Genomic DNA, 23,279 nt, shown 5'->3' on the forward strand with positions numbered 1-23,279 from the left:
ATCAAAAGCTCGCACTATAAGATGTATAAGTCAGAAAAAACTGATAAAAAATGTAAGCTTGTAAATTGCTGGTAAAGAATTTACGTTCATAGAACAGTTAAACCCCTCGCGACCTTAGACAAAGAGTTTTTACATCAATGAAAGTCACTATCAACGACGTAGCTAAATATGCTGGAGTGTCTATCAAGACAGTATCCCGTGTAACCAATAACGAACCTTCAGTGAAGCAGGCCACCGTTGACAAAGTGAACGAGGCGATAAAAGCACTTAACTACCAACCTAATTTAGCGGCAAGAAATCTAGCAGGAACTAAATCCTATGCTATTGGTTTTATTTACGATAACCCAAACGCTTACTATATTATTGATATGCAAAATGGGATCTTGTCAGCCTGTAAAGACAAGGGCTATGAACTTGTCATCCACCCTTGCAATGCCAAATCAGAGACCATATGTGATGAGCTTACAGCACTAGTCAAATATTCTAGGCTCGCAGGATTAGTACTAACACCTCCCTTGTCAGAAGATCCTAAAGTACTCAAAGCACTCACTGAAATTGATGCTAACTATGTGCGCATTATTGCGGGAGAAAAAGACAACGATCAGAATGGATTGACTATTTTAGTCAACGATAAATTCGGTGCAGTTCAAATCACCCAGCATCTGATTGATTTAGGCCACAAGCATATCGCTTTTTTAAGCGGAGATTTACACCATGAATCCACCAAAGAGAGATTACTTGGTTTTAAACAGGCATTAACAATAAATAACCTAAAGCTGAATGAAAACTACATAATTGAAGGGAAGTACTCATTTGAGTCCGGTGTTGATGGTGCTAACAAGCTCATCAAACTAAAAAATCGCCCGACGGCGATTGTTGCTTGTAACGATGAAATTGCCGCTGGTGCACTTTTTGCGGCTCGTTTAGCGGGTTTAGACATACCCGTTGATTTATCAATTGTCGGTTTCGAAGATAGCCCATTCTCACGTCAAACCTGGCCTAAACTTACCACAGTACATCAGCCAAACGCAGAAATAGCTCAGGTTGCTACTGAATTATTAATAGCAAAACGTCGCGAGCAAGATGCCATATATTCTAAAACCTTTACTCCTGAACCTATCATTCGTGACTCGTCGGCAATTCCTAAACAATAAAAAAAGAGAGCATATATGCTCTCTTTCTATCTCCTAAATCACATAGAAATCAATGTAATTTGAGCTTCGGACGCTGCCACTTCAATAACTTTTGTGCCACTCGATACACAATTGCCGAAAACCAACCATAAAGGCTGGCTAAATGCCTCTGATACAAAGAGATATACATCAATCTTGCTATATGGCCTTCAACAAAGAAAGTGCCAGAGCGTAGGTTCCCCATTAAATTGCCTACCGCAGAGAAGCGGCTTAAAGACACTAATGAGCCGTAATCTTTATAAATAAATGCCTTTTCAGGCTTACCTTGTAATCGATTAACGATATTATCAAACAAGGTATCAGCCATCTGAGCTGCTGCTTGCGCCCTTGGTGGAACAGGCTGACCAGAACTTTGGAGCAATAGAGCACAATCGCCAAGGGCGTAGATATCTTGATGACCTTTAACTCGCATACAATCATCAACTTCTACCTGATTTCGCGGAGTAATGGGCAGTTTTGCAAAATGCTGAAATGCTTTTGGCCCTTTTACACCGGCAGCCCATACTTTTAAGCCTGCTTTAATCACATCGCCATCTTGGGTAATGAAACCATCACGAGTCACTTCTTTAACTTGAACACCGATATGTAAACGTATACCAATCTGATCAAGAACAGCTTGAGCCCTAGCGCTTACACGCTCTGGTAATTGAGGAAGGATTTTGGGTGATGCTTCAATCAAATGCACATCAAGATGATGCTTAGCGATATTCAGATAACCGTACTCTTTAACAGACTCAATGACATGATGAAGCTCTGCTGCCAATTCAACACCTGTCGCACCCGCACCGACAATACCAATGCTGACTCTTTCTTGCGTTTCATTTAATTGGAGTAAAGCGTCGAGTAATTTATGATGAAATAAATTGGCATTTTCAAGGCTGTCTAAGAAAATACAATGCTCATCAGCACCTAATGTATTGAAACTATTAGAAACTCCACCCAATGCAAGGACTAAAAAATCATAATCGATTTGTCGCTGCTCTAGGAGCAACTCGCCTTCATCATTATAGACTGCGGCTAACTGAATCGATTTAGCATCCGGCTCACACTGCTCTATCTCACCACGAATATAGCGATAACCGTTTTTAAGTCCATGATCGCGATAGAGTAAACCTTCAATAGATTGATCTATCACACCAACAGCGACTTCGTGTAATTTAGGCTTCCATATATGAATAGGACTTTTATCAATTAAGCACACATCGACGACATCACTACCGCCCCATTTACGGCCCAACTTCGATGCAAGCGCTAAACCAGCAGCACCACCACCCACGATCACTATTCTTTTTGTAGCCAAAATGACAACCTCATAAAACTCATTTGCGAGGCTAAGTTATACCATGTTACAGATAAGAGATAACTACATTAGTTGAGTAAAACAGGTGATTTTCCATTAAAGATATTTCAGAAACCCAGCAGTACTACTTAGTTTTTCCATATGCTTAGGCAACAAAAAAGGGCCACTAGGCCCTTTAGAATCGTTCGTAAGCAGTTTATACCGCTTCTTCGTTTTCTTCACCCGTTCGAATACGGATAACACGTTCAACATCAGTGACAAAAATTTTACCATCACCAATTTTGCCTGTGCGGGCCGTTTCAACAATGACATCAATTGCTTGGTCGAGCAGATCGTCTTGGATCACTAACTCTATTTTTACTTTTGGCAGAAAATCCACCATATATTCGGCACCACGATACAACTCTGTATGCCCTTTCTGACGACCAAAACCCTTAACCTCCAGTACCGTCATCCCAGTTATACCAATTTCTGCAAGTGATTCGCGCACATCATCTAACTTAAATGGCTTAATAATGGCTTCAACTTTTTTCATTAAAAATTCCTCATCCCTTGCAATAACATAAACAAACAGAATAACACTAGCTTACACGGGGTTACGTCAATATTGAAGTGAATGTAGTGCTTTACTCATAAAACACAGTTTCTATAAAATCGCTTTTAGCACATAAAAGTCTAAAAAAAGTACTATGAATATTGCCTCAGATTTTATACTTACATTCTAGTCAGCACTAACTCGCTCGCGGGATGCAAGCGAAAAATAACAAGGATCTGTTATGAACTCCCATCGAAAAGGCTTTAGCCTGATAGAACTTATCACTACGATATCAATTTCAACAATCTTGTTAACAGTTGGAGCTCCTTCCTTGACCGAGCTCAGCGATCAGATAAGAGCTGATACCAATATTAAAACTATCCAGCAGACACTTCAATTTGCGCGAAATACAGCTGTTAGTTATGGTTATAGGGTCACAGTATGCCCACTCGTAAATGGGAAATGTACTCAAGATTGGCAAAAGGGATTAACAATTTTCATTGATACAGGTGTAGTCGAAAGCTTCGATGCTAACGATAAAATTATTAGGGTCATTGATGAATTCGATTCGAAAGATTTTTTAACATACAATAAAAGTTCGATAAAGTTTCAACCTGATGGGTTAGCTTCTGGAAGTAATGGTACTTTCAAGTATTGCCCACGAACAATTGATAGCAAAAATTCCCGTGCAATCGTTGTTAATCAGGCGGGTAGAGTTCGCCTTTCTACCGCAAAGAATATCAATTGCGATTAAATTTAAATATATACTCCCTATTTAAATTTAATTATATAAAAGCAAGAAAATCAATTTATTGGGTATATTGAAAATATAGAATAGATACTGACCATTAGAGTCTCCTCGCATATACTTAGCTAAGTTTTAACGAGGATAGCTACATGTTAATTATTTCAAGAGGATTTACCTTAGTCGAACTGATGGTCACAATTGCCGTAGCAGCAATCCTACTAGCCATAGGGGTTCCATCACTTACGTCGCTATACGAAGGGACACGCAGCGCTAATGAAATACGAAAAATTAGTGATGTGTTTGCTTTTGCAAGAAACCAAGCTGTCAACTATGGCGCAACAGTAACAGTCTGCCCATACGCGGCATCACCATGCGGCACAGACTGGAATAAAGGATTCAGTGTATATATTGACAATGGAGGTGCCAAGAATGTATTGAAAGTGATCGATAGTTTCAATACACACGATGTAATTTCCCTATCAGGGCCCGCCGATAAAAAAATTGATTTTACACCCGATGGTTTAGTCTCAGTTGAAACATCAATTATCTATTGTTCAAATGGGCAAAGTGACAATTCTAAAAGCATAAACATTAGCACTTCAGGTTTAATAAAAGAGGGCGCAGATGGGAAAAGCTGCACATAAAATATGGGAGACTAAATCTATCGTTCACTACCCTAAAATAATATTATCCTTAAATCGTTCGTTGTTAACATTTAAAAATACATGCTGATGTTTATCTAGGTGTTAACTTATCCAAAACTTGTGCCTTAGTATTAGTAAATTCAGCGTTTAATGCGACACACTCCTCAACACTATAGATGTAATATTTCAATCCATCATTTGATTGGCGAGTAGTACCAACAAGGCTAGCCATTCTCACATTCATTTCACTACTCTTCCAATGATAGAAGGCAATCTCAGCACTTTTCTTTGATGTAATGTAGCATTTGAAGTCTTGTTCGCTGACTGTTGCTCCAGAGTCAGCCCAAACTAAGCTTGGTAAGAAAGCCACCGTTATAAAGAGGTTTATTAATTTCATTTCCAACACTCCGCACTCGGACCTTTTGCCCCAGTATCTGATATTGTTAAAGGAGAGCACGAGGCATCACGGCTAGCCTGACCCCCTTGAGCAACTGCCTTAATCGTAAAGCTTGATGCACCACTTGATGATACAGAGTAATGTTTGTGTTCAGTGATATAAGGGTTGGCCCCTACAAGTTTTGTTAAATCAGTAGCATATTTTTTATTATCGAGATAATACTGTTCCTGCAAGTTTGCTATACGCATCAAAGCAGCTAACCCTTCTGATCTTGCACTCTGAGCAATGTACTGCGTATAAGAAGGGTATGCAATCGATGCCAAAATACCAATGATCACGACGGCGATCATCACCTCTATCAGGGTAAAACCTTTAAGTTGAACCTTCATAAATTAATAACTCATTCATTTATATGATAATAAATTTTATTAACACCTAACCCAGAAGCAACGTTGATTGTACCTGTATAATCCCCATTTTCATTTTTCTCACCTTTACCAACTCCAATAATATAGATATAGGGATCTTTACCGGATTCAGGTGCAGGAATAACAATCTGCGGTGTATCCGGTACACGTTCACCCAGTTCATAATATAATTGAGAAAAGGATCTCGTTCCTTTGTGCAGATCGAACGGATATAATTTGCCAGAACCAGACACCAAACACACGTTATCGGCAACCGAGTCTGCAGGGGGAGAATAAGAAGTGAAATAAACTTTGCCTTGGACAATCAAGGCAGCTGTTAAACTCTTTTCACCTAGACCACTAAAATCATAGAACCAGCCGAGTTTTTTACCGAAACTTATGTTGTCGGCTTCAGACGCAGGTGCATTAGAAGTCACATCATAGAGATCATTGATTGTGATCGCCTCGGGAACATCACCGCCAGTAAAACTCTTAGTCACCACATTACGATCTTGCAATGTAAAAAACATATCATTGATATCAGTAGATGATGGGTGGGGTCGCGTTCCACTTCCAATCACCACCGCATCATAGGGAACATTTTGATAAGTTTTAGTCGTAGTAGTACCACTCTCTGTTGTCACCTTAACTTCGGATAAATTAGTAAACATCGTTTGTGCTACAACAGGTTCTGCATAAAAACGACGATTATTACTATCTGTACCACCTAAAGAAGCAAATTTAAATGCACTCCAACTCGACTTACTTGCACTTGGAAGATCAATGCGCCAGACATTTGCACCGACATCGGAGGCATAAATCCTATCTGTATACCCATCATTATTACTATCAAGTACGGCGACTGAGTTTGGAATGCTATCCTGAATACCAGAAAGTACTGTTGCACCCGATGCAGAGCCACCAAATGAATGAATCAAAGTTCCCTTCTCTGCATCGACAATATAAACCGCACGACCTACCGGAGAAGATGAAGGAGTTGCATCAAAACTAACATCGTAGCCACCACCAAAAATGAGTACAGGCTTTTCATAACCAACGATTTTCGTCACTATAGGCTCAGACCATGTTTGTCCAAGATCAGAAAAACCATCCGTTGATGGATTAATAGTCCACATTAGAGAAGGGCTATCAGGGTTTGTCACATTGAGGGCATAATAAGACGAGCCACCTCGACGCATCCCCATATAGACCCATGCTTTAATCACTTTACCCTCAGCATCAGTTTCTGTGTAAGCAACTGGAGATGAATCCATTCCGTATACTGTGTGTACACCTGAAGGATCATTACTTCTCAGTTCTGTTAAATTAGGCAATAACTCATAGGGAATAAAGCCCCAAGTCTCTGATACAGATTCGCCCGCATCTTTAAACATATGCACAACACCTTGATTAGTGCCAAGCATGATACGAATATCAGTCGCGCTTTTTGTGCCGAAATTGAGTGCAAGTGGCTTAGAATGAAGAGGATCACCCATAACATCATTACGTTTATCTGTCGTACTACCATCTTTATTATCGTCGTCGACATCTATCCCATTAAGCCAATTTAACGTATTAGCAAGCTCATCTACGCTAGTTCTCATATAGCTAGCTAGCGCAGCATCACCGCCTGCTGCAGTTTGTGCATTAGCAAGTGTTAAAGGCGTTAAACTGGAGGACCCATTTAAGTTACTTACAATATTCCTAACTTCTTGCTTTCTGATTTGTGCCGCGACTCCGCCGACTTCAACTTTATTCCCATCCTTTTGCGCAACACAATCCGACCATATAGTACAGGCACCATCTTTAATATTGCCGTTATCTGCTATAGCTGCATTCCCTTTACTATCAACCAATGTTCCATCTGCGGTTACTTTTAATTTTTTTAAATTACCGCTCCAACGAGGTCCTTTGCCTGGAAGAAACATAGCGTAATAAGCGGCATCAAATGTCTGAGTCCTATCAAAATTATTACTAGCAATACTTGGAGATGTAAAACTTGAATCAATATTCAAAATATTTGATAACGCATCATTAAGTGCATTCTGTAGTTCAAGACTGTTTTGAGCAGCAAAATATAAACCACCACCTCTTTTAGCCGTCTCAGCAAGTAAAGGTGCGGCATCTTCTGCACCTTTACTAAAACCAATAGTATAAGTACGAACATTCTGCATTTGTTCAGTATTTGAACTGTCCAACTTGTTAATTAAGTCGTTATTAAACATATAACTAGCTAATGCGGGCAAATAGCTTGCTGTATCTAGATTTTTAGAAAATGAAGAGTAATCCCCTTCTTTACTTCCTGTGGCAGTTAAACTAATAACGTCATTATTCGCATTTTTATCAACTGTTGGAGAGCCATCAGTGACATAGATAACATAAGCAATATCCGTACATACTTTAAATGGACTTGCGTAGTTACCACTCTTCTCCACTAAGCTGTCATACGGTGGTTTATTTCCAACATAAGAGCCATAATCTGTATCACTATGACCATATTTAACGCCCTTACCGGCAAAATAACGGTAAGCTTCATACATAGTCTCACATAGTGGTGTATTTGTTTTTGCCAGCAAATTATCAATAGTAGTTAATAAACTAGCACGCGTACTATCCGTCATCTGAGTAATGCCAGATACAATTCGACCACCGTCTCGATTACCTTCATTTGGATAATTATAATTAAATACAGCAAGTCCAAAATCCACTGTTGGAGTTGAACTAATAATATTAGAAATCGCTTTCTTCGCAATTTCTAGTCTTGAAACTTTTACCGTTGGTAATTTTCCCGCTTTAGATAATCCGTACCATCTTAGGTAATTATCAGTGTACAAGGTAATAGGTTGTCCAACACCAAAGTCAGTATTATTGGCTGCGGCTAAAGCATTGCTCCAAGTTGTTCCTGGTAGTGAGGAAGTAAAATATGGATACGCTTTCTTTTTACTACCTGACCCCGTTGTTACCCCGTTAGCAGGAAATCCATTAGGATATGATGATGAATTACTCGGATTTATTTGAGAAATATCTTCCCAACAATCAATTACTTTTATTGCTGTACCGTTTGTTTCAGGTAGTTCTTTCCAAACACCAGTAGTACCACTTGATGTGAACTCTCTTATATACCCAGTAAAACGACCAAACTCTGCTAATGCAGCTTTGCTTTGACTACATCCATTTAAACTAGCTTTAAAATTACGCTTATCAGAGCTAGTATCAGGGGTGGGTAATCCTCCACCGCCAACAGCATAATAAATAAGAGTATCACTATACCCAGAACCACTTACGGCTGGGTAGTCATAGTTAGGGTCATAATCTACAACCTGAGTAATTTCTTCAGTCGACATACTTCCTGAGTTATCAAATATAACGAGCACTTTAGGTCTTGCGCCCGTTCGAGTTGTTGATTCTTTTACATATAACTCAGTATCGTCACTAAAGGAGAAAGCCGACACAAAAGTCAGCGCAAGTAGTATAGAACAAGCCAGCTTTTTAATAATCATATCTAACTCCCAGTTAAAACTTCTTGCTCCACACCTGCGACAACAGTGAGTTGGCCCAGTTTATCTCTACCAAATTCTGCTGTACTACTAATCTCAACACGCCGACAGCTGATTAAATTACCACTATTTGGCCTTGTACTCCGCTGGCATCCAACATCTTTTGCACTAATGACAACATTACCTGCAGCATCAACTTCATAAGGAATTGGCGTTAACGTTTGGTTAGAACCAAATTCAACCACAGATGAAATCTCAGATAGTTTGGCTAAGCTAGCACCTTTATTGGCTTCGATTGCCGCCTCTAAGCCACCATCAGCAACAGACTTAGCCTCTATACGTTCTGATCCTGCTCCAGACATACGCATAGATTGGGTCGAATTAACAGCCAAAGCGACACCAATAATAGTCATAAGCAACAATATGATAAGTGCAAAAAATAATACAATTCCTTTTTGCTTTTTCATCTTACCAACCTTCTAATTTCTAATTAACACTGGATTTGCAAGCACCATAGTCGTCGAAACTATCTTGCGTCGATAATGATCATTCAAATTTTTAATTTCCTTATCGCCCAGAGTGTAAGTAGTTTCATTGGTGTAACTTTTATCTTCATCAATAGCGCGAACCAACAAGAAAACCCTTAAGGCAACAAGTCTTTGAAATAATTCGTTGTCCCACATTAATGTGGTTACATTTTCTGCTGGCATAAAACTATCGGCGGTATCGTCTCCATTACTATCAAAACCATAAAGAATACGCATATTCTCAATGCCTTCAACTAACTGCTCTTCGTTATTCATGCCATTATTCTTGGTTAATGTTTTTCGGCGTAGAACAGGTACAGAACCATCATTTTTAATAAAATAAATATGATGCTGATATTCCCAAAAACGAGCATTTTCGAGTACTGGATTGGGAGGATTACCGCCTTTAAACATCACAGCTTCACTCGAAGTTGCAGCCATATAAAAACGCTCGCCATTGGGATTAGTCACTGGTGGGCCAACTAATCTTTTAATTTGAATGATATCCGTATTCTGATTCACACCTGATAAGCAACTTAATGTATCCCCACTCTCGCCCTCTTCATATCCCCATAGACGCCTAAAGTGTGCAGGTTCAGCATTAGGTAAAGTACCGTTATTTACACCTGCACCAATACAATCATTTGCAACACCATCCCTCAAGGTCATATTGGTTCCAAGTACAAAATCAGTTCCCGTTATGTCCCCCATAAAACCTAACTGACTAATGTCTCTTTCCATGAGCGACAAAGCTATTCGTCCATTTTCTTGCAATTGGTTAAACTGGCTCGTTGTGATCACATTGGAAGAAGACATACTAAACATGCCAAAAAGCCCAAGAGTGAGAAATAAGCCAATGACCATAGAGACCATTAGCTCAACCAGCGACATCCCTTTCTCACAGTTTTTTAAATTATCCATACATAGTTAACCTAAATAATCATTGTCGAAAGAATAAAAAGCCGCCTACGCGTACCAATATCTTCTCCACATTCACTCCCAGAATAACTTGTACCCGCGCCCTCTCGGATCCCTCTCCACGCAATTGCGACCGTTACAGTTGAACCATCTACATTAATGCAAGCTGTTGGAGAGTCTAACCCACCAACATTCTGGCTATCCATAACTTCGGCAGCCCCCATAAAACTCTGTTCCCACTGGTAAAGATCCCAAGCTTCAGTCTCTTCAGGAGTACATATACTCACTGCGCCAACAGCAACGTCACAAACATTGCCTGGTTTATTAAGAGAGCCAGTATACTCACCAGCGTAATTACCCAGCTGCGCTCTATTCAGCTTCATTCGATTAATTATATCGTTTGCATAATAGGAGGCTTGAGTTTGCTGAAAGGATTCAAAGCTGCCACGCTTTGCAACAATATGCAGATTAAAAATACCAATTAAGCCAATGACTAAGATCACTAACGCAACAAGCACTTCAATTAATGAGAAGCCCCGTTGAAATTCCCTTTGTGTCAACCTTTCGATTTTAGTCATATTTTTGACAAGCTTTTCAGCTATTTACCTTTAAAAATCTTAGTATTACGATAAAAACTACCAACAGTTAATAATAGATGAGTAAAATGTAAGTAGCCAGTAACATTAGCACATAAGCATTGACATAATTATGCTTTGAATGAATTTGAGACAATAAAAAAGAGGCTTATAGCCTCTTTTTTATTGACGATTAAACAGTACACAGATTTAACGTAATTCGGCTGGCACAGCAAAAACAGTGTCTTCTTTACGCCCTTCAACTTCAGTCACAACACTAGGAGCAAGTTTAGCGATTGCTTGAACCACTTGTTGGACTAAAACCTCGGGGGCTGAAGCTCCAGCGGTGACGGCTACACGTGTAACATTATCAAACCAACTAGACTCAACATCATCTGCAGTATCCACTAGATAAGACTGGGTTCCTGTTTTCAATGCTAGCTCGCGTAAACGATTAGAGTTAGAGCTGTTCTTTGAGCCAACAACAATCAACAAATCAACGTCTGCAGATAAATTGCGTACCGCATCTTGACGATTCTGCGTTGCATAACAAATATCGTCTTTTCGCGGACCTTCAATAGAGGGAAACCTTTTTTGTAACGCAACAATAATGTCCAAAGTATCATCTACAGACAAAGTAGTTTGTGTCACGAAGCAAAGATTATTGGGATCGCGCACTTCCAAAGCTTCAACATCTGCAGGCGATTCAATCAGATAAACGCCACCATTAGGATTATCGTATTGACCCATAGTACCCTCGACTTCAGGGTGCCCTTCATGGCCAATCAGGATGCACTCAATACCTTTGCGGCTGGCACGCGTCACCTGAAGATGTACTTTAGTCACTAAAGGACACGTCGCATCAAAGACTCTCAGCCCTCGCGCCTTAGCCTCTTGTCTCACCGCTTGAGATACACCATGGGCACTGAAGATAACAATGTTGTTATCCGGCACTTGATCTAACTCTTCGACAAAAACCGCACCGCGATCCTTCAGATTCTGCACGACATAGCGGTTATGCACGACTTCATGGCGAACATAGATAGGCGGCGAAAATAATTCCAACGCCCGTTCAACAATACTGATAGCACGATCAACACCCGCACAAAAACCGCGCGGGTTAGCGAGCATAATATTTAAACTTGGGCTAGTAGGATCGAGTTTCATCTTAAAATACCTTTACTACGTCCAGTTCAAAAGTGATCTTGTGTCCTGCCAGAGGATGATTAAGATCGACTGTGATGGAATCACCCGCAACATCACGGACAATACCTGGGATCTCACTACCACCAGGGCCAGCAAAACTCACAATCACGCCAGCCTCTAAACTCATGTCAGCCGGAAAACGGCTTCGATCTAGATAATGGATAGCATCAGGATTGGATTCGCCAAAGGCATCAATCGCTTCAAGCGTGAAACTGTGCTTATCACCTTCAGCAAGCGTCACCAGCTGCGCCTCAAATGCAGGACTTAAAGTACCATCACCCACATTTAATCGAGCCGGTTTACCCGAAGCTTTAGTGCTATCGGCAGTTGAGCCATCAGCAAGCACAATGTTCATGTGGCATAATAATGAACGTGTCACAGTCACTTTTTAACCCCTTCAGCGCTATCAGCTTCAGACTTATCGCTTACAAATGCATCCCAAATAATCAGCACTGCACCGATACAAATAGCAGCGTCGGCAATATTGAATGCTGGATAATGGCTCTTATTCCAGAAAAAATCGATAAAATCAACCACGAAACCATGCATCAATCGATCGACTAAATTACCTAAAGCACCACCAATCACTAAGGTGTAAGCTAGATTCAGTTTCCACAAAGAAGACGATTGCTTACGCAACCACACAGTCAATAACGTACTGAATCCAATCGCAACAATCGTAAACAGCCAGCGCTGCCAACCTCCAGCTTCACTTAAAAAACTAAAAGCTGCACCATAGTTACGTACATAAGTGAAATTAAAGAAAGGCAATAATTTCACTGATTCATACAAATCAAAATTGGCTAAGACCCATTGCTTAGATAGCTGATCGGCTAAAAACACCAATACAGCTACCCAATACCAACGTAAGCCACTGTCTTTCCAAGTTAATGGCATACAGATCCTTTACGCAAACTGACGAACTTCGCCGTCACCTTCAATATTGGTTACGCAGCGAGTACAAAGTGTTGGGTGAGCCTCAATAGTGCCAACCTCTTCTCTGTGGTGCCAACAACGCTCACACTTCTCGGCAGTGCTTGAAGCAACCACTAATTTCAGTGATGCCAACTCAGTCTCAACCGCTTCCAATGTCGCATCGGCTAAAGGCAATACTTTGGCTTCAGAGGTCAATAACACAAATCTAAGCTCATCGCCGATATGGGTTAATTGCTCAGTCAAGGTAGCATCCGCAAACAAGGTCACTTCAGCTTCTAATGAGCCACCGATACGTTTGTCGCGGCGAGCTTGTTCAATCACTTTGTTGACTTCATTACGCACGGTTAGCAACTGCTGCCAATAGTCATCGCTCAAATCAGTCGCTAAGGTGACTGATTTCAAGCCTTGATACCATTCTTGGGTAAAGACATAAGCATCACGCTCGCCAGGCAGTAATTGCCATACTTCGTCAGCAGTGAAGCTTAGAATTGGCGCAATCCAACGCACCATGGCCTCAGAGATCAGATACAGCGCCGATTGACAACTACGGCGTGCATGGCCTTCTTGCTTAGCCGTATATTGGCGATCTTTAATGATGTCCAGATAGAAACTGCCTAACTCAACCGAGCAGAACTGCATCAGTTTTTGAGTCACTATATGGAAGTTATATTGATCATAGGCTTCGATGATTTCCTGTTGTAGCGCAGCGGCACGGCGAACAACCCAACGATCTAACGCCACCATATCTTCAACGGCCACTAAATCCTTAGCGGGCTCGAAACCGTTTAAGTTGGCTAATAAGAAACGCGCAGTGTTACGAATACGACGATAGGCATCGGCGCTGCGATTTAAGATTTCGTCAGAAACCGTCATCTCACCGCTGTAATCGGTTGCCGCAACCCATAAACGCAGAATGTCGGCGCCTAATTTGTTGGTTACCGTTTGTGGTGCAATCACGTTACCAATAGATTTTGACATCTTACGGCCTTTACCATCGACGGTAAAACCGTGGGTAAGCACTTGCTTATACGGTGCTTTGCCATTCATTGCGGTTGAAATCATCAAAGATGACATAAACCAACCGCGATGTTGATCGCTACCTTCAAGATACAAGTCAACACCGTGTCCGTGGAATTCAGGACGTGCGGCTACCACTGATGAGAAGGTTGAGCCAGAGTCATACCAAACGTCCAAAGTATCAGTGACTTTACGGTATTGTTCCGCTTCATCACCCAGCAATTCTGCGGCATCAAGGTCCCACCAAGCTTGAATACCCTGCTGTTCGATACGATTCGCCACGCGTTCCATTAACGACACGCTATCAGGGTGTAACTCTTCGGTTTCTCGGTTCACAAACAGCGTGATAGGCACACCCCAAGTACGTTGGCGTGAGATACACCAGTCAGGGCGGTTTTCAACCATTTTTTCGATACGACTTTGGCCCCAATCAGGGATCCATTGAGTCTGCTCGATTTCTTTCAATGCTTGCGTACGTAGACCGTGGTTATCCATAGAGATGAACCACTGCGGTGTCGCGCGGAATATAATTGGTGTTTTGTGGCGCCAGCAATGTGGGTAGCTGTGACGGTAAGCCACGTGATTCAGCAAGGCACCTTTTTCTCTCAGCAAAGCTACGACGTTATCGTTAGCTTTAAAAACATGTTGCCCAGCAAAATACTCAGTATCAGGCTTGTATACACCGTTGTCGCCAACAGGGTTTGCGACTTCTAAGCCGTACTTTTGACCAACAACAAAGTCGTCTTGACCGTGACCAGGGGCAGTATGAACGATACCGGTACCCGCATCAGTAGTGACGTGATCACCTAAAATTGCAGGCACATCAAAATCCAAGAACGGGTGATTAAAGCGGACAAGCTCAAGCGCGGCGCCTTTGGTTGTACCAAGCACAGTATGGCTTTCGATGTTATAGCGAGTCAGGCAAGATTCAACCAAGACTTCAGCTAAAATAAGCGCTTGCGTCACACCGTCTTTTTCGAATTCGACTAAGCTGTAATCCAGCTCAGGACTCAAAGACAAGGCGCGGTTCGCTGGTAGCGTCCATGGCGTGGTCGTCCAAATTACCATAGAGACAGGATGTGAGTAATCGCTTACCCCAAACTTAGCCGCAACGGCTTTACTGTCAGCGGCGACAAACACCACATCGATTGCGGGTGATGTCTTATCTTCATATTCGACTTCGGCTTCGGCTAACGCTGAACCACAGTCGGTACACCAATGCACAGGTTTGACGCCTTTATGCAAGTGACCACTCTCAATCACTTTCGATAAAGAACGAACGATATTAGCTTCCGTCGAAAAATCCATTGTTAAGTACGGATTTTGCCAATCACCCAACACACCTAAACGGATAAAGTCTTCACGTTGGCCGTTAACTTGCTCTGCAGCGTATTTACGGCATTCTTCACGGAATTCTGCTGCAGTGATTTTTTGACCTGGCTTACCCACTTTTTGCTCAACTTTCAGCTCAATAGGCAAACCATGGCAATCCCAACCTGGTACATAAGGTGCGTCAAAACCAGACATAGTTTTTGACTTAACAATAATGTCCTTGAGGATTTTATTAACTGAGTGACCAATATGAATACTGCCATTCGCATACGGTGGGCCGTCATGCAAAATGAAGGGAGTACGGCCAATTCGGCTATCACGGATCTGTTGATACAAACCGTCTTTTGTCCAGCGCTCTAACATCTCTGGCTCGCGATTTGCCAAATTACCACGCATCGGAAACTCTGTTTCCGGCAAATTCAAAGTAAATTTATAGTCGCTCATTGATCCTATACCGTTAATTAAACTGATAAATTTCAGCCTGCATCATTACCAAATAAAGCTCTGGCTTCATTTGCATCATTTAAAATCTGTTTTTTTAGCGCATCCAATGAGTCAAAAGGTTGCTCATCTCGGAGTTTAGCTACCAACTCGACTTCAACATGTTTGCCGTAAATGTCACCTTCAAAATCAAAAAGATGCACCTCAAGCTGACACACTTGACCGTTCACTGTCGGGCGAAACCCAATATTGGCGACGCCCTCATAAATATCGCTGTTATCCCAATAACATTTAACCGCAAACACACCGCGTACCGGCACAACATTGCGCTTTAAGGCGATATTCGCGGTGGGAAAACCAATTGTGCGGCCAATTTTTTGCCCATGCGCTACACGACCACTCAAGGTAAAAGGGTGTCCTAATAGGCGTCTAGCCTGTTCAAGATTGCCCTTCGCCAATTGTTCACGCACAGCAGTCGAGCTCACTCTTTGCGAGCCCAGCATAAAACTTTGAGTGCTGACCACAGTAAATCCATATTGGATACCCGCCTGCACTAGCATTTCAAAATTGCCTTTACGGCCTTGACCAAAACAAAAATCATCACCGACGACGAGGTATTTGACACCCAGTTTGCGGACCAACAATTCTTCAATAAAATGCTCTGCAGGTTGATTAGCAAAAGTGCGATTAAAGTTAACACACACTAACCGCTCAACCCCGAGTTCATCGAGTAAAATGACTTTATCACGTAATAAACTTAAACGAGCCGGCGCGTTGTCGCCGCTAAACAATTCTTGCGGCTGAGGCTCAAACGTCATTAATGTCGATGGCAGCGATAACTGCTTCGCCTTCTGCACTAAATTCGCAATCACTTGTGCATGACCACGATGGACGCCGTCAAAATTACCTATAGTCAATACACACCCGTGGTGGGATGACAAAATGTTATGTATACCGCGGATTAATTCCATAACGTTAGACAACTGCCAAGCGCAAATCGGCTGATTATATAACAGCTAGCGATGAGAATCAGCAATCAAGCTCCCCGTTTAATTGACCAAGGACGAATTCCGAGCAAAAGCAGACACAATAAATAACTGACTGCCCCAACTAAAATTAAGCCTATCAAGGCTTTCGCACGATCGAACAAATGCCAATCTAACCAAATTTGTTGTGAAGGCAAAAAGTAATACAAGACTACCACCATCAAGGCTGTAGAGACCACGGCTTTAGCAAAAAACACCATAGTCGGCCTAGAAACACGATAAACGCCAGCTAAATGCAAGCCTCTGTATAGTAATGTGGCGTTAAGCAAAGCTGACATCGAAGTCGCAATCGCCAGTCCAACATACCCAAAAGGAATAGCAAACAGTAAGTTAAAGCCCATGTTTGTGATCATGGCAATAATGCCATAACGCACAGGTGTTTTGGTATCTTGACGAGAGTAATAGCCAGGAGCAAGCACCTTAATCAGCATAAAGCTAAGCAAACCACTGCCATAAGCCATCAAACTATAGGAAGCCATTTCAACATCATGCAATGAAAAAGCACCGCGCATAAATAATACCATCAACATAGGCTTTGCGAGCACGATCAATCCCATCATAGCCGGTAGACCTAGCAGTAGAATCGCTTTAATCCCCCAATCCATCGTCTTGCCAAAGCCCGCACCTTCGTCATTCACATGGTTTCGTGACAGCGCAGGTAAAATCACAGTAGCAATCGCGATCCCAAACAATCCTAAGGGAAATTCGAGTAAACGGTCGGCATAATAGAGCCAACTTATTGAACCCGTCATCAAAAAACTGGCGATAAATGTATCAAATAGCAGGTTAATCTGTGAGACAGACACGCCAAACAATGCTGGGATCATCAAAGTTCTGATTTTCACCACGCCCGGGTGATGCCATCCCCAAGAAGGCTTGACGAGCGCATTTTCACGCAATAAAAAGGGAATTTGAAATAGGAACTGAATCAAACCACCACAAAAAACGCCCCAAGCCAAGGTAATCTCAGGCTGGGTCGATGTAGGCGCATAGAAAATAGCCGCCGCAATAATTGCCACATTGAGAAAAACGGGTGTAAAAGCCGATACCGCAAAACGGCCTCGGGTATTTAAAATTGAGCCCGCTAATGCCGTAAATGTGATAAACCACAGATAAGGAAAAGTAATTTTAAGCACAACGGTAGCGAGTTCAAATTTAGCACCATCTGGCTCGTTGTTAAGCCAAGCGATGAACCAACCACCACCGAATAAAGCTGACAACACAGGTGATGCAACCACCCCCAAAAGGGTCACTATTGTCACTAGTAAACCTAATGTGCCCGCAACTTTACTCAATAAATCACGAGTCTCTTCTGCGGTATGTTTCTCTTGGTACTCAGTTAAAACAGGTACAAACGCCTGTGCAAAAGCCCCTTCAGCAAACAAACGGCGTAAAAAATTAGGAATTTTATTTGCAAAGAAAAACACATCAGCACTTGTCCCTGCGCCCATCAAATTAGCAACAACCACATCCCTAACTAGACCTAAAACTCGGGATATCAATGTCATAGCACTAACAATCAGGCCAGATTTTAATAATTTTCTACTCAAACGTCCCCCAGACCCATATCGAATTGATTAGGTGATACATCTCAAAAAATCGATTCAGGCTCTGTCACACTGCGGTAATAGCTGCTAGAATTGCGCCACATATTACACGAGTTGGGTCGAAGATAGCCAAGGCAGGTTGGATTAATTTATCTTTATGATGAATATTCAATCATAGTCATTGACAAAGTGACTAAATGCAGGCATATTCCTCGGCCTTTAAAAGTATCAAATCCAGTTTTTAGGAGTTGCACCTTGGCTAATAGCAAGTCTGCAAAGAAGCGCGCGCTTCAATCTGAAAAGCGTCGTCAGCATAACGCCAGCCGTCGCTCAATGTTACGTACATACGTTAAAAAAGTAATCGCTGCAATTAAAGCAGGCGATCACAAAACAGCAACAGAAGCTTTTGCTGTTGCACAACCAATCGTTGACCGTATGGCGACTAAAGGTCTTATTCACAAGAATAAAGCCGCTCGTCAAAAGGCACGTTTGAACGCTAAGATCAAAGCAATCGCTGCTTAATCTATAACATAGCAAATGAAAAAAACCGGCAATTGCCGGTTTTTTTATATCTGAAAAACACTATTAATGACAATAAATGTTGTTCAATAAGTGAATCATCTCCCGTACTTCATCACTCTTGAGTGAATAAAATACCGTTTGCGCTTCTTTGCGTGTGGTTACTAAATTATCTTTGCGTAACCAAGCAAGATGTTGTGATAGTGCCGATTGACTTAAGCCTAATTTTTTATTCATTTCGCCAACGCACATTTCTCCTTCATTCAATAAATAACAAAGAATAAATAAACGGCGTTCGTTCGCGAGTGCCTTTAATAGCACTACGGCATGATCGGCTCGCTCCTGCATTAATTCAATATTCATTACGCACTTTCTCTCCTAAAACTAACCCCTGCGCTAATATAGCGTCGCCTTACGGATATAGTCGGGACATAAAGCACACTTTTTGCTAGATTGTTTTTAAAAATGGGACATGCTTAATAAAAATAAAGGAAATCTAATGAAGCCCTATCAAACTACACTTCTCTCGAGTCTTTTAATCGGGAGTTTAAGTGCGTGCCAAACTCAAGTAGAAACTGCCCCTAGTGAAGTCATTCAATTACAACAGGCAGCATTATCTTCGCAATTAAGCTATGACTTAGTCGAGTCACTCACGGTTGAAGTGGGTCCAAGACTTGCTGGAAGCCCAAAAGATATCCTCGCCGTTAACTGGGCGATAAATAAACTGACCAGCCTTGGTTTTGACCGTGTTTATAAAGAAGCCGTACAAGTGCCAATTTGGGAGCGCGGTGAAGCCAAAGCCAAAATCACCGTCCCTGTAGAACAGCCGTTGGTCATTACTGCGCTTGGTGGCAGTATTGCGACTCCTGCTGGAGGTATACAAGCTAAAATCGCGCGCTTTGATAGCCTAGAGGCATTACAACAAGCCAAGCCTGAAGAGGTGCAAGGTAAGATTGTTTTTATTGACCAAAAAACAGAGCGCCATATCACTGGTGAAGGTTATGGTAAAAGCGTTGGTGGCCGCTCGAAAGGGGCAGTCGCTGCAGCACAAAAAGGCGCAGTTGCTATCGTGATCCGCTCTATTGGCACAGATCATGACCGCATGGCCCATACTGGCATCATGCGCTACCAAGATGGCGTGCCTAAGATCCCCGCGGCTGCCATGTCAAATCCCGATGCAGATTTGGTTGGTGCATTGCTAAAACGCGATCCTAATGCCCTGCTCGAATTGCATATGTCGCCAAAAAACTTAGGTTTTAATACTTCCTACAATGTCATTGCCGAAGTAACGGGCAGTAGTAAGCCCAATGAAATAGTGCTCATTGGTGCTCATTTAGATTCCTGGGATGAGGGTACTGGCGCGATTGATGATGGCGCTGGTGTCGCCATTGTGACGGCTGCAGCCAAGCATATTCAAGATCTCCCCATAAAACCCGCTCGCACTGTTAGAGTCGTGCTATATGCCGCTGAAGAAGTTGGGCTCGTTGGTGGTAAAGCGTATGCAGAGGCTCATAAAGCTGAATTACCGCTGCACTACATAGCTGCAGAGTCTGATTTTGGGGCCGGTAGAATTTATCAAATCGATACTAAAGTGAATGAGAACATATTCACCGAAGTACAGCAGGCGCTCAGCCCTATGTCATTCAATGGCGTTGCACTGGGCAATAACCAAGCTTCTGGTGGGCCAGACGTATCTATGCTCCCCGCATTAGGTGTTCCAGTTGCATCTCTGAGGCAAGATGGCCACGATTATTTCGATTACCATCACACACCGAATGATACTTTAGATAAAATCGACCCTGCCGCATTGGCTCAAAACGTCGCCGCCTACGCACAATTTGCTTATATCATGGCAAATTCAACGGTGACATTAACGCCTTTAGTCACCCAATCTGAAAAATAGGCCATCAATGATATAGAGAACAGCATTAGCTGTTCTCTATCAATTAACATCTTATCGATATTTCGCTATTGCTCTTCACGTAAAAACGTTGGATTTGTTAGGGAACTCTGCTCTTCACTATAATAATAACCAGCAACATTAAATGCTTTTAATTCATCTAAAGTGTTAATTTGATGCGTAATGAGATATCTCGCCATCATGCCTCTAGCACGCTTAGCAAAAAAACTGATCACTTTATATTGGCCATTTTTACAATCTTTAAATATGGGTGAAATTAATTGCCCTTGAAGTTTTTTAGGCTTTATTGCTTTAAAATATTCATTAGATGCAAGATTGACAATAATATCACTACTCGTTTCAGCAAGCGTTTCATTTACCGCTTGAGTTAACGTCTCTCCCCAAAACTCATATAGGTTTTTACCTTTAGGATTAGAAAGTGCCGTGCCCATTTCTAAACGATAAGGCATAATTAAATCCAGCGGTCTGAGCAAACCGTAAAGTCCAGATAAAATACGTAGTTGTGACTGAGTTCGAGCAATTTCATCTTCAGACAATGTATCAGCATCAAAGCCAGTATACACATCGCCTCTAAAAGCAAAAATGGCCTGTTTTGCATTATCTAAACTAAAATCTGGCCGCCACTCCCCAAAACGTGCCGCATTTAAACCCGCAATTTTATCACTCACTTTCATTAAAGTGGCGATGTCTGTAGGGGTCAATTGCCGACACACTTGGATCAACTCCTGACTATAAGTTAAAAAATCAGGTTGTGAATACACCTGCGTCAGTGGCGGCTGTTCAAAATCTAAGGTCTTCGCCGGCGAAACCAATATCAACATCAAAAACTCCCAACAGAAACAAAAATATATGCCTATGATACTGAACGAGCATAAAAAAACCACGCTTTAACAGCGTGGTCTTTTCGATTACAACAATCAGTAATGCCTATTGTCGATGCGCTAGGCTAATTAAAGCTTTTTAGCCGGCACAAGACTGGTATCTTGCCAAATATCATCATCAAGCTGATCCATCAACTCAGGAAATTTACTACGATCGAATTCTGGAGTCTTACCCGCGTTGATCTGTTCGCGATAATCATTAATAACGCGAATTGCCAGACCCGATAATAGTAATAGAGCAACAATGTTTACCGTCGCCATCAACCCCATCGAAACGTCAGCCAAGTTCCACACTAAACTTATCTTAGCGACGGCACCAAACATGACCATGCCAAGCACACACAAACGGAATAAGGGCAGTGCTTTGGTACTATTTCCCATTAAATACATCACATTTGTTTCAGCGTATGAGTAATTGGCTATGATGGATGTAAAGCAGAATAAGAAAATAGCCACCGCAATAAATGCGCCACCCCAGTCGCCAACATGTGCAGACATGGCATTAATGGTTAATCGAATCCCATCATCACTCGAGCCAATATCCCCTGATAGCAGGATTATCGCAGCCGTTGCAGTACAGATAACGATAGTATCCGCAAACACGCCCATCATCTGCACAAAACCTTGGGATGCTGGATGATTAGGGTTAGGCGATGCACTTGCCGCGACATTCGCCGCACTGCCCATACCCGCTTCATTCGAGAAAAGTCCACGAGCAATACCCGCTTGCATTGCCTGCGCGACAGTATAAGCCACGCCGCCAGCGGCAGCCTCTTGCCAACCAAAAGCACTTTTCACAATTAAGCTAATAATCGCAGGTAATTGTTCTAGGTTGAAAATAACGATAATGAAGGCTACAAGAATGTAGGCTAAGGCCATAATGGGGACAAGAAATTCAGATACTCGCGCGACTTTACGTAGACCACCGACAATCACAAATCCACTGGCAATAACTAGCCCAATCCCTACATAGGTTGGATTAAAACCAAATACTCGCTCCATGGCACCGGTAATAGTGTTAGCTTGTACTGCATTGAATACTAAACCAAAAGCAATGATCAAAAAGACAGCAAATAAAATGCCCATCCATTTCTGACCCAATCCTTTTTCCATGTAGTAGGAAGGACCACCGCGGAACTGGCCATTATGATCTCGGACTTTATAAACCTGCGCTAAGGTTGATTCAACCATAGCAGTCGCCATACCTAAAATAGCGATAAGCCACATCCAAAATACTGCACCTGGACCCGCAGCACCAATAGCAACAGCGACACCGGCCATATTACCAGCACCGACACGGGCTGCCATACTCGTACAAAAGACTTGAAATGAAGAAAGACCGCTATCGCAACCTTGCCGACTCATGGTCATAACTTTGATGGAATGTTTAAAGTGGGTTAACTGAATAAAGGCAAGTCTAATGGTGAAATAGAGACCAGCTCCTACTAGTCCATATACTAACAACTTACCCCAAAGTAGCGCATTCAAAAAATTAACTATGGTTTCTAACATATTATTTTACTTCTTCCCGTAGCAAATGCTCCTCTAATTGTAATTAAAGGTACAACATCTGTGGTGAATGAATCCTTCCAAGTTAAAGGTAAGAATTTCGGTAGATTTATTTTTTCAAATTATCCTTCCGTGAATTTACAACATCACGGCTACCGAATTCAACGCAGCAAAATAGCACAG

General features: G+C 41.9%; 22 protein-coding genes. 5 read left to right on the forward strand and 17 right to left on the reverse strand.

What is annotated here, in order from left to right; translation table 11 throughout:
• The first annotated feature begins 137 nt into the window (after positions 1-137).
• Entirely contained in the window at positions 138-1,154 is a 1,017-nt protein-coding gene (locus L5M18_RS05770; RefSeq protein ID WP_263160894.1) for a LacI family DNA-binding transcriptional regulator, read from the forward strand.
• A gap of 49 nt (positions 1,155-1,203) precedes the next feature.
• Here the strand turns inward: L5M18_RS05770 and L5M18_RS05775 are convergent, their stop codons facing one another.
• Together L5M18_RS05775 and glnB are read right to left on the reverse strand one after the other, a co-directional pair.
• On the reverse strand, positions 1,204-2,493 hold the full coding sequence (locus L5M18_RS05775) for an NAD(P)/FAD-dependent oxidoreductase (RefSeq protein WP_263196193.1): 1,290 nt from the start codon (positions 2,491-2,493) through the stop codon (positions 1,204-1,206).
• A gap of 196 nt (positions 2,494-2,689) precedes the next feature.
• Positions 2,690-3,028 (reverse strand): nitrogen regulatory protein P-II, encoded by a 339-nt coding sequence (gene glnB, locus L5M18_RS05780; protein WP_028760911.1) that lies wholly within the window; start codon positions 3,026-3,028, stop codon positions 2,690-2,692.
• Positions 3,029-3,269: 241 nt separating this feature from the next.
• Between glnB and L5M18_RS05785 the strand changes: the two genes are divergently transcribed.
• Positions 3,270-3,782 (forward strand): GspH/FimT family pseudopilin, encoded by a 513-nt coding sequence (locus L5M18_RS05785; protein WP_113941308.1) that lies wholly within the window; start codon positions 3,270-3,272, stop codon positions 3,780-3,782.
• Positions 3,783-3,925: 143 nt separating this feature from the next.
• Positions 3,926-4,420, forward strand: coding sequence for a GspH/FimT family pseudopilin (locus tag L5M18_RS05790; protein WP_028760913.1), 495 nt, complete (start codon positions 3,926-3,928; stop codon positions 4,418-4,420).
• Positions 4,421-4,511: 91 nt separating this feature from the next.
• Here the strand turns inward: L5M18_RS05790 and L5M18_RS05795 are convergent, their stop codons facing one another.
• The 12 genes from L5M18_RS05795 to murJ all read right to left on the reverse strand — a co-directional run bounded on the left by L5M18_RS05795 (position 4,512) and on the right by murJ (position 18,269).
• Positions 4,512-4,817, reverse strand: a complete 306-nt coding sequence (locus L5M18_RS05795; protein ID WP_263196195.1) for a TapY2 family type IVa secretion system protein — start codon at positions 4,815-4,817, stop codon at positions 4,512-4,514.
• Positions 4,814-5,206 (reverse strand): type IV pilin protein, encoded by a 393-nt coding sequence (locus L5M18_RS05800; RefSeq protein ID WP_263196197.1) that lies wholly within the window; start codon positions 5,204-5,206, stop codon positions 4,814-4,816. The genes L5M18_RS05795 and L5M18_RS05800 overlap by 4 nt, the downstream gene beginning before the upstream one ends.
• An 11-nt stretch (positions 5,207-5,217) precedes the next feature.
• The gene (locus tag L5M18_RS05805) at positions 5,218-8,724 is read right to left on the reverse strand and encodes a pilus assembly protein (RefSeq protein WP_263196199.1); all 3,507 of its coding nucleotides are present in this window, start codon (positions 8,722-8,724) and stop codon (positions 5,218-5,220) included.
• 2 nt (positions 8,725-8,726) lie between these two features.
• Entirely contained in the window at positions 8,727-9,188 is a 462-nt protein-coding gene (locus L5M18_RS05810) for a PilX N-terminal domain-containing pilus assembly protein (protein ID WP_105249936.1), read from the reverse strand.
• Positions 9,189-9,200: 12 nt separating this feature from the next.
• Positions 9,201-10,169, reverse strand: coding sequence for a PilW family protein (locus tag L5M18_RS05815; protein ID WP_263196201.1), 969 nt, complete (start codon positions 10,167-10,169; stop codon positions 9,201-9,203).
• Positions 10,170-10,180: 11 nt separating this feature from the next.
• Positions 10,181-10,768 (reverse strand): type IV pilus modification protein PilV, encoded by a 588-nt coding sequence (pilV, locus tag L5M18_RS05820; protein ID WP_049821749.1) that lies wholly within the window; start codon positions 10,766-10,768, stop codon positions 10,181-10,183.
• Between the two features lie 183 nt (positions 10,769-10,951).
• The gene (gene ispH / locus L5M18_RS05825; RefSeq protein ID WP_028760920.1) at positions 10,952-11,908 is read right to left on the reverse strand and encodes a 4-hydroxy-3-methylbut-2-enyl diphosphate reductase; all 957 of its coding nucleotides are present in this window, start codon (positions 11,906-11,908) and stop codon (positions 10,952-10,954) included.
• A gap of 1 nt (position 11,909) precedes the next feature.
• Positions 11,910-12,332 (reverse strand): FKBP-type peptidyl-prolyl cis-trans isomerase, encoded by a 423-nt coding sequence (gene fkpB / locus L5M18_RS05830; protein WP_028760921.1) that lies wholly within the window; start codon positions 12,330-12,332, stop codon positions 11,910-11,912.
• Positions 12,329-12,844 (reverse strand): signal peptidase II, encoded by a 516-nt coding sequence (gene lspA, locus L5M18_RS05835; protein WP_131525273.1) that lies wholly within the window; start codon positions 12,842-12,844, stop codon positions 12,329-12,331. The genes fkpB and lspA overlap by 4 nt, the downstream gene beginning before the upstream one ends.
• A gap of 9 nt (positions 12,845-12,853) precedes the next feature.
• Entirely contained in the window at positions 12,854-15,676 is a 2,823-nt protein-coding gene (gene ileS / locus L5M18_RS05840) for an isoleucine--tRNA ligase (RefSeq protein ID WP_263196203.1), read from the reverse strand.
• A gap of 32 nt (positions 15,677-15,708) precedes the next feature.
• On the reverse strand, positions 15,709-16,644 hold the full coding sequence (gene ribF, locus L5M18_RS05845) for a bifunctional riboflavin kinase/FAD synthetase (protein ID WP_105249940.1): 936 nt from the start codon (positions 16,642-16,644) through the stop codon (positions 15,709-15,711).
• 65 nt (positions 16,645-16,709) lie between these two features.
• Positions 16,710-18,269: a murein biosynthesis integral membrane protein MurJ gene (murJ, locus tag L5M18_RS05850; RefSeq protein ID WP_105249941.1), complete on the reverse strand. Its 1,560-nt coding sequence runs from the start codon at positions 18,267-18,269 to the stop codon at positions 16,710-16,712.
• A gap of 252 nt (positions 18,270-18,521) precedes the next feature.
• On the opposite strand from murJ, the gene rpsT reads away from it, so the two are divergent.
• On the forward strand, positions 18,522-18,788 hold the full coding sequence (gene rpsT / locus L5M18_RS05855) for a 30S ribosomal protein S20 (RefSeq protein ID WP_011790375.1): 267 nt from the start codon (positions 18,522-18,524) through the stop codon (positions 18,786-18,788).
• A gap of 63 nt (positions 18,789-18,851) precedes the next feature.
• Here the strand turns inward: rpsT and L5M18_RS05860 are convergent, their stop codons facing one another.
• Positions 18,852-19,148: an ArsR/SmtB family transcription factor gene (locus tag L5M18_RS05860; protein WP_006084975.1), complete on the reverse strand. Its 297-nt coding sequence runs from the start codon at positions 19,146-19,148 to the stop codon at positions 18,852-18,854.
• 136 nt (positions 19,149-19,284) lie between these two features.
• Between L5M18_RS05860 and L5M18_RS05865 the strand changes: the two genes are divergently transcribed.
• Positions 19,285-20,688 (forward strand): M28 family metallopeptidase, encoded by a 1,404-nt coding sequence (locus L5M18_RS05865; protein WP_131525271.1) that lies wholly within the window; start codon positions 19,285-19,287, stop codon positions 20,686-20,688.
• Between the two features lie 65 nt (positions 20,689-20,753).
• Here L5M18_RS05865 and yaaA read toward each other — a convergent pair whose 3' ends face one another.
• Positions 20,754-21,527: a peroxide stress protein YaaA gene (gene yaaA, locus L5M18_RS05870; RefSeq protein ID WP_131525270.1), complete on the reverse strand. Its 774-nt coding sequence runs from the start codon at positions 21,525-21,527 to the stop codon at positions 20,754-20,756.
• A 129-nt stretch (positions 21,528-21,656) separates the two neighbouring features.
• Positions 21,657-23,099, reverse strand: a complete 1,443-nt coding sequence (locus tag L5M18_RS05875) for an alanine/glycine:cation symporter family protein (RefSeq protein WP_113941318.1) — start codon at positions 23,097-23,099, stop codon at positions 21,657-21,659.
• Positions 23,100-23,279 lie beyond the last annotated feature (180 nt).

Source organism: Shewanella sp. SM20 (assembly GCF_025654545.1).
Taxonomy (GTDB): domain Bacteria; phylum Pseudomonadota; class Gammaproteobacteria; order Enterobacterales; family Shewanellaceae; genus Shewanella; species Shewanella oncorhynchi.